The following is a 7829-nucleotide window of genomic DNA, read 5'->3' as shown; positions in this document are numbered from 1 at the left end:
GGACGGACTGGACGAGTTCGACGGGTCCGGTGACGGTGGCTGAGTCGGGTCCGGCGACGGAGCCGTGGGACCGGGTGAGGACGGCGGCGGGGCGGACGGGCCGCCGGACGACGTCGCTCCGTACCCGCTGATCGCCACCGCCGAGCCCGATGGGGCGAGGCCGATACGGGCACCCCAGGCACCCGCCGGTTCCCTCGCATGGTCGACGAGGACGCGGATCGTGACGCTCTCACCTGCGGCAAGGGTGCCGGAGGACCTGCTGAGGCGCAGCCAGGGCACATCCGCCCGCGCCGACCAGGCCACGGGCGCGCCGCCCGAGGCCGTCAGCGTGATCAGCGTCGCGCCACCGGAGGAACGGGCCGTGACCCGGATCCTGCTGGGGCCGTGCTGTCCCGTCCCCGAGCTGATGACCTCGGCAGAGACATCCGGTGTACGGCTGCCGTCCTTGAAGCGGGCGCCGGGCTCGGGGCTGGCGTTGCCCGCATTCTCGTAGCGGTCGTACGGGTCGCCGTCGAGACCGCGCCGGTCGTCCGTCCCGGCCGCGGTGACCGACGCTCCATCGTGCCCCTCGCCGGTCAGCGGCGCCCCCCGATAGGCGGACCACAGGGCAATCACGGGGGCGGCGACAACCGTCGCCACCACCGTCGTCGTCACGACCCTCGCCCGGAGCCGGTCCCGGCGCGCGGCGTGGTCCTTGGGGTCCACCGGGAAGCCCGCCCGGTCGAAGCGCGGACTGCCGGACCGATTCCTCTGGGCATGGATCATCGCGACGTATGCGGACGGCCGCGGCGCCTCCGCGACCGGCAGCGCGGCCGCAGGGGTCAAGGCACCGCCCGGCCAGGGGCCCTCGGCGCCCGCCCGTTCGGCGGCGCGACGGCAGCGGGGGCAGTCGTCGACGTGACGGACGAGTTCGCGGCGCAGGGCGGCGGAGAGCAAGACCCGGCGGTCGCCGGTGAGACGGGCGACGGTGGGACAGTTGCCGGTCTCGACGACGGCGAGGGCGGCGCGGGTGCGTTCCACCTCGCAGGCCGCGGCGGCGAGGATCTCGCGGGCGGTCGCGGGTTCGAGGCCGAGGACGGCGGCCACGGCGCTCGGGGCGAGGCGGTGGCGTACGGCCAGTTCGAGCGCTTCGCGTTGTTCGGGGGTGGTGCCGGCCGCTTCGGGCCAGGCGAGCTGCGCGAGTTCGCGGCGGTGCGCTTCGGCGGCCGGGGTGGAATCGGGGGGCGGAGCGGGGGCGTTCGTGAGGCCCGCCTCGCTGGTGGCCGGAGGTGGGGTGACGGCCGGGAACGTACGGTTTTCCGAACGCGCCCCCCTGGGAAACTTCCCGCCCGACTGCTTCCCCGGCTGCTGGCGATGCGCCTGACGACCCCGTTTCTGCTCGGCGAGCTTGCGCAGGCACGTCCACCTGGCCAGCGCGTACAGCCAGGTTTTACGTTCCTCCTCACCCGCGGGGCACCGCCCGTCCTGCCGTTCCGCGATGGCGAGCACACTCCCGAGCGCCTCGACGGCGCTGTCGTGGTCGCAGAGCACGGAGAGGCAGTAGGTGAACAGGCCGTCGAGATGCGGCTCGTAACGGGCGGGCGGTCTCTGCGGCGACGAGTGGGGCGCACGGCGCTGCGTCCGGTGTGCGCCGGTGGTGGATGTAGGGGTCTCCAGTCTGCTGCTCGTCACCCGGCGACCGTAGGCAGGGCAAGGCATGTTCTTGGCGTCTCTTGCCCACTTTTAACCCTTACGGGTGAACGTATCGCTCAAAATGGAACAGGAGCCCCTGATTCCGCCGGAGCCTCCTCTCCGTTCCCTGCCACCGCGACCGCCCATGCACCCGCGCCGGGCGGTGTTGTCAGTCCTCACCTATACGGTGGCGCCATGGCTGCCCGTACGAAATCCGCGAAGGACCGGCCGTCCTATCGCTGCACCGAATGCGGCTGGACCACCGCCAAGTGGCTCGGCCGCTGCCCCGAATGCCAGGCATGGGGGACGGTCGAGGAATTCGGCGGTGCCCCTGCCGTACGGACGACGGCGGCCGGCCGCGTGAGCACGGCCGCTCTCCCCATCGGCCAGGTCGACAGCCGGCAGGCCACCGCCCGGTCGACCGGTGTCGACGAGCTGGACCGGGTGCTCGGCGGCGGGCTGGTCCCCGGCGCTGTGGTGCTGGTCGCGGGCGAGCCGGGCGTGGGTAAGTCGACGCTCCTGCTGGACGTGGCAGCCAAGGCAGCCAGTGACGAGCACCGCACCCTCTATGTCACCGCGGAGGAGTCCGCGAGCCAGGTGCGGCTGCGTGCCGACCGGATCCACGCGATCAACGACCACCTCTACCTCGCGGCCGAGACCGACCTCTCCGCGGTCCTCGGCCATCTGGACGCGGTCAAGCCGTCCCTGCTCGTCCTCGACTCCGTACAGACCGTCGCCTCGCCCGAGATCGACGGTGCGCCCGGCGGTATGGCGCAGGTCCGGGAGGTCGCCGGAGCGCTCATCCGCGCCTCCAAGGATCGCGGCATGTCCACGCTGCTGGTCGGCCACGTCACCAAGGACGGCGCGATCGCCGGACCGCGGCTGCTGGAGCACCTCGTCGACGTGGTGCTGTCCTTCGAGGGCGACCGTCATGCACGCCTCCGGCTGGTCCGCGGCGTGAAGAACCGGTACGGCGCGACGGACGAGGTCGGCTGTTTCGAACTGCACGACGAGGGCATCACCGGCCTCGCCGATCCGTCCGGGCTCTTCCTCACCCGGCGCGACGAACCCGTACCCGGCACCTGTCTCACAGTCACCCTGGAGGGACGTCGCCCGCTCGTCGCCGAAGTGCAGGCGCTGACGGTCGATTCGCAGATCCCGTCGCCCCGGCGCACCACCTCCGGGCTCGAGACGTCCCGGGTCTCGATGATGCTGGCCGTTCTGGAGCAGCGCGGCCGGATCAGCTCGCTCGGAAAGCGGGACATCTACAGCGCGACGGTCGGCGGTGTGAAGCTCTCCGAGCCCGCCGCCGACCTCGCGGTCGCACTGGCGCTGGCCAGTGCGGCAAGCGACACACCACTGCCCAAGAACCTGGTGGCGATCGGCGAAGTGGGCCTCGCGGGCGAGGTCAGACGCGTGACCGGGGTGCAGCGCAGACTGGCCGAGGCACACCGGCTGGGCTTCACCCACGCACTGGTCCCGACCGACCCGGGGAAGGTCCCGGCCGGTATGAAGGTCACGGAAGTCGCCAACATGGGCGACGCGCTGAGAGTGCTCCCGCGCCGGTCTCGTACGGAGGCCCCACGGGAGGACAACGCGCGCCGGTAGACTTTGCCCTGGTCTCGCCCGTCCGTACGAACGGTATGAGGGACGTAAGGGCACCGCAAACCTGTAACCGGAGGAGTGCTGTGGCAGCCAACGACCGGGCAGCATCGCCCGGAAAGTCCGGCCAAGGCACCGGTAACGAGGCGCTGATGCGCGCCTCGCTGAGCGCCGTCGCGCCCGGAATGGCCTTGCGGGACGGCCTGGAACGCATTCTCCGTGGCAACACCGGCGGGCTGATCGTGCTGGGCATGGACAAGACCGTCGAGTCCATGTGCACCGGCGGCTTCGTGCTGGATGTCGAGTTCACCGCGACGCGACTGCGCGAGCTGGCCAAGCTCGACGGGGCGCTGATCCTCGACAAGGACATGAGCAAGATCCTCCGGGCCGGCGTGCAGCTGGTCCCGGACGCCTCCATCCCCACCGAGGAGACCGGCACCCGCCACCGCACGGCGGACCGGGTCTCCAAGCAGTGCAACTTCCCTGTCGTCTCGGTCTCGCAGTCGATGCGTCTGATCGCGCTGTACGTGGACGGGGAGCGCCGGGTCCTGGAGGAGTCCGCCGCGATCCTGTCGCGCGCCAATCAGGCCCTCGCCACCCTGGAGCGGTACAAGCTCCGGCTCGACGAGGTGGCGGGCACGCTCTCCGCGCTGGAGATCGAGGACCTGGTGACGGTCCGCGATGTGACGGCCGTCGCACAGCGGCTGGAGATGGTGCGCCGGATCGCGACCGAGATCGCCGAGTACGTGGTGGAGCTGGGCACCGACGGCCGGCTTCTCTCGCTCCAGCTCGACGAGTTGATCGCGGGCGTCGAGCCGGAGCGCGAGCTGGTCGTGCGCGACTATGTGCCGGAGCCGACCGCGAAGCGGTCCCGTACGGTCGCGGAGGCGCTGACCGAGCTGGACGCGCTCTCTCATACCGAGCTGCTCGAACTGCCCGTCGTGGCGCGGGCCCTGGGGTACAGCGGCTCGCCCGAGACCCTGGACTCGGCGGTCTCGCCGCGCGGCTTCCGGCTGCTGGCGAAGGTGCCGCGACTGCCCGGAGCGATCATCGACCGGCTCGTGGAGCACTTCGGAGGACTGCAGAAGCTGCTCGCGGCGAGCGTGGACGATCTCCAGACGGTGGACGGGGTCGGCGAGGCGCGGGCGCGGAGCGTGCGCGAGGGGCTCTCGCGGCTGGCCGAGTCGTCGATTCTTGAGCGGTACGTGTAGGGGGCGGGTCTCACGTCGGCTCGGGGCCCGGTCGGTTGACCGGGCCCCGACGTGCGTGTGGGACCGTGTTCACGTCCTGCTCAGCATGTCGGCACTTCGCGGGCCGGTCATTGGCGGGCCGGTACTGCGCGAGCCGGTCTTTCCCGTCGGCCGTTCGCGTCGGCTCCTCGCGGACTCGTCCTTCTCGAACTGGCCCTTCGCACGCCGTTACTTCGCAAGTGGGCCTTTCGCGTCAGTCCTTCGCGAGGACGAACGATGCGCGCTGCAGGGGCTCGCCGGCGGCCTTCGCCTCGACGAGGTACGTACCCGGCCCCGCGGATCCTGCGGACGGCGTCGCGCACTGCGGAGCGCTCTTCTGCCGGTCCCACTCCACGGCGTGAACGATGGTCGCGCCCGCCGGGACCTCCAGCAGCACACTGCCCGCGTTGCGCGGGCAGTCCTTGGAGGACCACACCTCGGCGTCATCGCCACCGGCCTCGGTGACGGTGAGCACCGCGCTCTTCGGTCCGAAGTCGGCCTTGCAGGCGGTGGACGAGGTGTTCTTGGCGATCAACTGGAACTTCGGCTTCTCGCCGGGGCCGTACCTGAGCCCGGTGCGCAGGGTCAACTGCAGTGCGGAAGCGGTGCAGTCGGGAATCGAGGAGCCGGCCGGGACCTGCCGGCCCTCGGTTCCGCCGCCGGACGCGCTGCCGGAATCCGATCCGGTGCCGGGGGCGCCGTTGCTGCCGTCGCCCGTCCCGCCCGTGGTGTCCTCGGAGCCCGCGTCGGTACCGCTGCTGCCGTCGGTGGTGCCCGACTCGTCGCGCCCGCCCGGCTGTTGACTGATGGCCGGCCCGGTACTGGCAGGTCCAGGACCGATGGAGTGTGCGGGGCCGGACCCATTGGGCCGGGAATCGTCCTTGTTCCCCTTGCTCCCACTGGAGGTGACGGCCCATACGATCAGCAGCGCGAGCAGCGCAATCAGCGTCGCCGCTACGGCCCTCCGCCGCCAGTAGATGGTGGAGGGTAGCGGCCCGATCGGATTGCGCAGAGATCCCACGGCGCAAACTGTACGAGAGATCCGCGCCAACTCCCGCCCCACCCGCCGCTCCGACCCTCAAGTTTTGCGGATCATCATCATGGGGTGGCTGGATTCCGACCTCTACTTTCGTCAGGTGCGGCCCCTGACGATCGCGCAATGTGACGACCGCGCACCGTTGCCTACGGTCAGTCACATGAAGAGTGCGACCACTGAGGCTGTGTACAGGGACATCACCGACTTCGCACACGGCGCGCCACCGTGGGTGCAGCATCTCGCCGAAATATGGACGGAACTCGGGCTGCTGGTCCTCGGCGTCCTGTTCGTCGTCGGCTGGTGGCGGGCGCGCGGAGAACATGCGGGAGCCCTGGCCCGCTCGGTGCTTGCGCCCCTCGCGACGGCGGTCGGCTATCGGCCTCCCCCGCGGCAGGGAGTGGATCAGCGAGCGGCGTCATGCGGCTTCGATGGCACGGCGGAGGACGGAGTCGACGCGGAGCGTCGGTGACCGACGACAACGCCGCAAGCAAAGTCGCAGGGCGCCGGGAGCCCACTCCCTGTCGCGGGGGAGGCCATATGTCGTCAGTGAGGTGCTCAAGACGGTCGTGGACGAGGAACGCCCGCGTCGTGCGGTCGTCGGCGCGGCAGCCTCGTTGGCGCCCTGCCCGTCGAGGGGCGACTGGTCGTTCCCGAGCAATCACGCGGCCATAGCCGGCGCCGCCACCGTCGCACTGGCGTGCGCCCGGCCGCGCACGGCCTGGTTCACAGTGCCGATGGCGCTGCTGATGACGCTCTCCCGGGTCTTTGTCGGGGTGCACTATCCGCACGATGTCGCGGTGGGGCTGCTGGTGGGCGGATCCGTGGCGGCGCTGGTGACCGTCCTGCTGTCCCGTCCGACGCGCTCGCTCGCCCGGACGGTGCGGGACCGCCGGGCATCCCTCGCGGTCTGGATATCCGGCCCGGGGGCGGGCGGCCCTGCCCGGGGCCACAGCACAGATCGCTGATCGGGCCGGGGCCTGGGCGAAAGCACGGGCGGCAGCCCGGGCGAAGACGCTGACCGGGTCTCGTCGTGGGGACAGACGGGTGGCGTTATCACCCCAAGGGCCCTCAAGCGGGGCGACACCACCGTGACCATGACCATCGTCTGCCCTTCCGTGTCAGGATCGGCATGCGATGACTGCCATGACTGCGACACAGACGCCCCCCACATCCCTCCACACTCCCGTGATCGGGTGGTTCGACCAGCACGCCCGCGATCTGCCCTGGCGCCGCCCCGAGGCGGGTGCCTGGGGTGTGATGGTGAGCGAGTTCATGCTGCAGCAGACCCCCGTCAGCCGGGTCATCCCGGTGTACGAACAGTGGCTGGCCCGCTGGCCGCGCCCCGCCGACCTGGCCGCCGAGCCGCCCGGTGAAGCGGTCCGCGCGTGGGGCCGGCTCGGTTACCCGCGGCGTGCGCTGCGGTTGCACGGCGCCGCGCAGGCAATAACGGAACGGCACGGCGGCGACGTACCGAGCGAGCACGGCCAGCTGCTCGCACTGCCCGGGATCGGTGAGTACACAGCGGCGGCCGTGGCCTCGTTCGCGTACGGGCAGCGGCATCCCGTGCTCGATACGAACGTCCGCCGGGTGTTCGCCCGGGCCGCGACCGGCATTCAGTACCCGCCGAACGCGACCACCGCCGCCGAGCGGAAGCTCGCCCGCGCGCTCCTCCCCGACGAGGACGAACGCGCGGCCCGCTGGGCGGCAGCCACGATGGAACTCGGCGCGCTCGTCTGCACCGCCAAGAACGAGGACTGCACGCAATGCCCGATCGCGACGCAGTGCGCCTGGCGGCTGGCCGGGAAGCCCGCGCACGAGGGGCCTCCGCGCCGCGGTCAGACCTACGCCGGTACGGACCGGCAGGTGCGCGGACGGTTGCTCGCCGTTCTGCGCGAGGCGGTGACCCCGGTGTCACAGGCGGCACTGGACACCGTGTGGGACGAGCCGGTGCAACGGGCACGGGCGCTGGACGGCCTGGTCGCCGACGGCCTGGTCGAGCCGCTCCCGGGCGGCCAGTACCGACTTCCGCAGAGTTAGACCGACCGGCAAATGGGGGGTGGGAGAAGGAGCGGGGCTGGGTGCGTGCAGCTGCAAGGCGGAGGATTGAGACATGGCGGAGCCATGGTGATTGACGACAACGCCGCGAGGTGCGCGCCCCAGCCCCGTGACGCCGCCCCCCATTTGCCGGTCGGTCTTAGAGCCTGTCGGGTGACCTTCGATCGGAAAGCGGACGCGGTCTGGTGCGTGCGATTCCAAGGCGCCGGAAGGCCCTCGGATGGGGTCTCCCCTGC

7 protein-coding genes are annotated in these 7829 nt (G+C 71.3%); 5 read left to right on the top strand and 2 right to left on the bottom strand.

The features are described from left to right. Positions 1-1671, bottom strand: a 1671-nt coding sequence (locus ACWD6R_RS35130) for a BACON domain-containing protein (protein WP_451822441.1), incomplete at its 3' end; no start/stop codon positions are given. A 195-nt stretch (positions 1672-1866) separates the two neighbouring features. On the opposite strand from ACWD6R_RS35130, the gene radA reads away from it, so the two are divergent. Together radA and disA are read left to right on the top strand one after the other, a co-directional pair. Then, positions 1867-3279 carry a DNA repair protein RadA gene (gene radA, locus ACWD6R_RS35125; RefSeq protein WP_451822440.1) on the top strand — a complete coding sequence of 471 codons (1413 nt, stop codon included), beginning with the start codon at positions 1867-1869 and terminating at the stop codon, positions 3277-3279. 80 nt (positions 3280-3359) lie between these two features. Beyond that, on the top strand, positions 3360-4484 hold the full coding sequence (gene disA / locus ACWD6R_RS35120; RefSeq protein WP_327245732.1) for a DNA integrity scanning diadenylate cyclase DisA: 1125 nt from the start codon (positions 3360-3362) through the stop codon (positions 4482-4484). Between the two features lie 232 nt (positions 4485-4716). Here the strand turns inward: disA and ACWD6R_RS35115 are convergent, their stop codons facing one another. Beyond that, on the bottom strand, positions 4717-5523 hold the full coding sequence (locus ACWD6R_RS35115) for a hypothetical protein (protein ID WP_451822439.1): 807 nt from the start codon (positions 5521-5523) through the stop codon (positions 4717-4719). A gap of 175 nt (positions 5524-5698) precedes the next feature. Here ACWD6R_RS35115 and ACWD6R_RS35110 point away from each other — a divergent pair, with 175 nt between their 5' ends. From ACWD6R_RS35110 to ACWD6R_RS35100, 3 genes are all read left to right on the top strand, one after another. Next, a complete protein-coding gene (locus ACWD6R_RS35110; RefSeq protein WP_451822438.1) occupies positions 5699-6007 on the top strand; it encodes a hypothetical protein in 309 nt (102 codons plus the stop codon). An 82-nt stretch (positions 6008-6089) separates the two neighbouring features. After that, positions 6090-6503, top strand: coding sequence for a phosphatase PAP2 family protein (locus ACWD6R_RS35105; protein ID WP_451822437.1), 414 nt, complete (start codon positions 6090-6092; stop codon positions 6501-6503). Positions 6504-6672: 169 nt separating this feature from the next. Beyond that, positions 6673-7575: an HhH-GPD family protein gene (locus tag ACWD6R_RS35100; RefSeq protein WP_406420507.1), complete on the top strand. Its 903-nt coding sequence runs from the start codon at positions 6673-6675 to the stop codon at positions 7573-7575. Positions 7576-7829 lie beyond the last annotated feature (254 nt).

The sequence above is a fragment of the Streptomyces sp. NPDC005151 genome (assembly GCF_053599875.1).
The sequence above is the reverse complement of the archived record's forward strand: the minus strand, read 5'-3'. Positions and strand labels throughout refer to the sequence as shown.

What these genes read in the sequence shown, in the direction of transcription:
- ACWD6R_RS35100 (WP_406420507.1), top strand. Translation starts at nt 6,673, where the DNA reads ATGACTGCCATGACTGCGACACAGACGCCCCCCACATCCCTCCACACT.
- radA (WP_451822440.1), top strand. Translation starts at nt 1,867, where the DNA reads ATGGCTGCCCGTACGAAATCCGCGAAGGACCGGCCGTCCTATCGCTGC.
- ACWD6R_RS35110 (WP_451822438.1), top strand. Translation starts at nt 5,699, where the DNA reads ATGAAGAGTGCGACCACTGAGGCTGTGTACAGGGACATCACCGACTTC.